General features: G+C 55.4%; 2 rRNA genes (1 of these 2 cut by a window edge). Both read left to right on the plus strand.

What is annotated here, in order from left to right:
• Positions 1-2,711 (plus strand): 23S ribosomal RNA (locus QK300_RS13375); it begins 36 nt to the left of the window's first position.
• 88 nt (positions 2,712-2,799) lie between these two features.
• Positions 2,800-2,914, plus strand: a 5S ribosomal RNA gene (rrf, locus tag QK300_RS13380).
• Positions 2,915-2,933 lie beyond the last annotated feature (19 nt).

The raw sequence follows: 2,933 nt of genomic DNA on the forward strand, positions 1-2,933 counted from the left end.
GCATGTGGAGGCGATGAAGGACGTGGCACGCTGCGATAAGCCATGGGGAGGGGTGAGCACCCTTTGATCCATGGATTTCCGAATGGGGCAACCCACCGCTTAGGCGGTATCCGTATCTGAATACATAGGGTGCGGAGGCGAACCCGGAGAACTGAAACATCTCAGTACCCGGAGGAAAGGACATCAACCGAGACTCCCTGAGTAGTGGCGAGCGAAAGGGGACCAGGCCAGTGGCGCATGAGAGGAAACTGGAACAGTCTGGAAAGACTGGCCGAAGTGGGTGACAGCCCCGTACAGGCAAACCGATCATGCGTCCTTGAGTAGGGCGGGACACGAGAAATCCCGTCTGAACATGGGGGGACCACCCTCCAAGCCTAAGTACTCCCACATGACCGATAGTGAACAAGTACCGTGAGGGAAAGGTGAAAAGCACCCCGATTAGGGGAGTGAAACAGATCCTGAAACCGAATGCTTACAATCAGCAGGAGCCTCCTTGAGGGGTGACTGCGTACCTTTTGTATAATGGGTCAGCGACTTAGTGTATCGAGCAAGCTTAAGCCGTTAGGTGTAGGCGTAGCGAAAGCGAGTCTGAATAGGGCGAATTGAGTTCGATGCATTAGACCCGAAACCCGGTGATCTAGCCATGGCCAGGTTGAAGGTGGGGTAACACCCACTGGAGGACCGAACCCACGTCTGTTGAAAAAGACGGGGATGAGCTGTGGTTAGGGGTGAAAGGCCAATCAAACCGGGAGATAGCTGGTTCTCCGCGAAAACTATTTAGGTAGTGCGTCGGATGATGACCATCGGGGGTAGAGCACTGGATGGATGCGGGGGGCGCGAGCCTTACCAACTCTAACCAAACTCCGAATACCGATGAGTTTAGTCCGGCAGACAGACGGCGGGTGCTAAGGTCCGTCGTCGAGAGGGAAACAGCCCTGACCGCCAGCTAAGGTCCCTAAATCATGTCTAAGTGGGAAAGGATGTGAGAACCCCAAAACAACCAGGAGGTTGGCTTAGAAGCAGCCATCCTTTAAAGAAAGCGTAACAGCTCACTGGTCTAAACAAGGGTTCTTGCGCCGAAGATGTACCGGGGCTCAAGACATGTACCGAAGCTGCGGATGTGATCTTTGATCACGTGGTAGCGGAGCGTTCCGTAAGCCTGTGAAGCGGTCTCGCGAGAGGCTGTGGAGGTATCGGAAGTGAGAATGCTGACATGAGTAGCGACAAACAGAGTGAGAGACTCTGTCGCCGAAAGTCCAAGGGTTCCTGCGCAAGGCTAATCCGCGCAGGGTGAGCCGGCCCCTAAGCCGAGGCCGAAAGGCGTAGGTGATGGGAATGAGGTTAATATTCCTCAGCCGGGGAGTGGTGACGAATACTGTAAGCGGTTTGTCCTTATTGGATTGGATGGGCCGCGAAGGTGTTCCAGGAAATAGCCCTCCCGTTAACGACCGTACCCTAAACCGACACAGGTGGACAGGTAGAGTATACCAAGGCGCTTGGGAGAACTGTGCTGAAGGAACTCGGCAAAATGCCTCCGTAACTTCGGGAGAAGGAGGCCCTGCTTGTGGGCAACCATAAGCAGGGGGCACAAACCAGGGGGTGGCGACTGTTTACTAAAAACACAGGGCTCTGCGAAGCCGCAAGGCGACGTATAGGGTCTGACGCCTGCCCGGTGCCGGAAGGTTAAGAGGAGGAGTGCAAGCTCTGAATTGAAGCCCCGGTAAACGGCGGCCGTAACTATAACGGTCCTAAGGTAGCGAAATTCCTTGTCGGGTAAGTTCCGACCTGCACGAATGGCGTAACGACTTCCCCACTGTCTCCAGCACAGGCCCAGCGAAATTGAATTGCCCGTGAAGATGCGGGCTACCCGCGGTTAGACGGAAAGACCCCGTGCACCTTTACTACAGCTTCAGAGTGGTATCAGGAGTGTCATGTGTAGGATAGGTGGGAGCCTATGAAGCGCCGGCGCCAGCTGGTGTGGAGGCATCCGTGAAATACCACCCTTGACACTTTTGATATCTAACCGAGGCCCGTGAAACCGGGTCCGGGACCCTCTGTGGCGGGTAGTTTGACTGGGGCGGTCGCCTCCCAAATGGTAACGGAGGCGCGCGATGGTTGGCTCAGATCGGTTGGAAATCGATCGTCGAGTGCAATGGCATAAGCCAGCCTGACTGCGAGACTGACAGGTCGAGCAGGGACGAAAGTCGGTCATAGTGATCCGGTGGTTCTGCGTGGAAGGGCCATCGCTCAACGAATAAAAGGTACGCCGGGGATAACAGGCTGATACTGCCCAAGAGCTCATATCGACGGCAGTGTTTGGCACCTCGATGTCGGCTCATCACATCCTGGGGCTGGAGCAGGTCCCAAGGGTTCGGCTGTTCGCCGATTAAAGTGGTACGTGAGCTGGGTTTAGAACGTCGTGAGACAGTTCGGTCCCTATCTGCCGTGGGCGTGTGAGACTTGAGAGGAGCTGTCCTTAGTACGAGAGGACCGGGATGGACGTACCTCTGGTGGACCGGTTGTGGCGCCAGCCGCATTGCCGGGTAGCTATGTACGGAAGGGATAACCGCTGAAAGCATCTAAGCGGGAAGCCCCCCTCGAGATTAGGTCTCATTGAGAGCCGTGGAAGACCACCACGTTGATAGGCTGGGTGTGGACGCGCAGTAATGTGTGAAGCTGACCAGTACTAATGGCTCGAATTGCTTAACAGACCCCATCATGTTCAGTGACCAAAATCGGTCATGAACCCATGATATCCATGCTTTTAACCGTGCAAAACAACAGTCTGTCCTTCGCCGACCTGGTGATCATGGCGCCGTCGAACCACCCGATCCCATCCCGAACTCGGACGTGAAAGGCGGCAGCGCCGATGGTACTTGCGCTTAAGCGCTGGAAGAGTAGGTCATCGCCAGGTCTGCAAAGTACAGACTGTT

This window comes from Iodidimonas sp. MBR-22, from assembly GCF_029946565.1.
Classification (GTDB): domain Bacteria; phylum Pseudomonadota; class Alphaproteobacteria; order Sphingomonadales; family Rhodothalassiaceae; genus Iodidimonas; species Iodidimonas nitroreducens.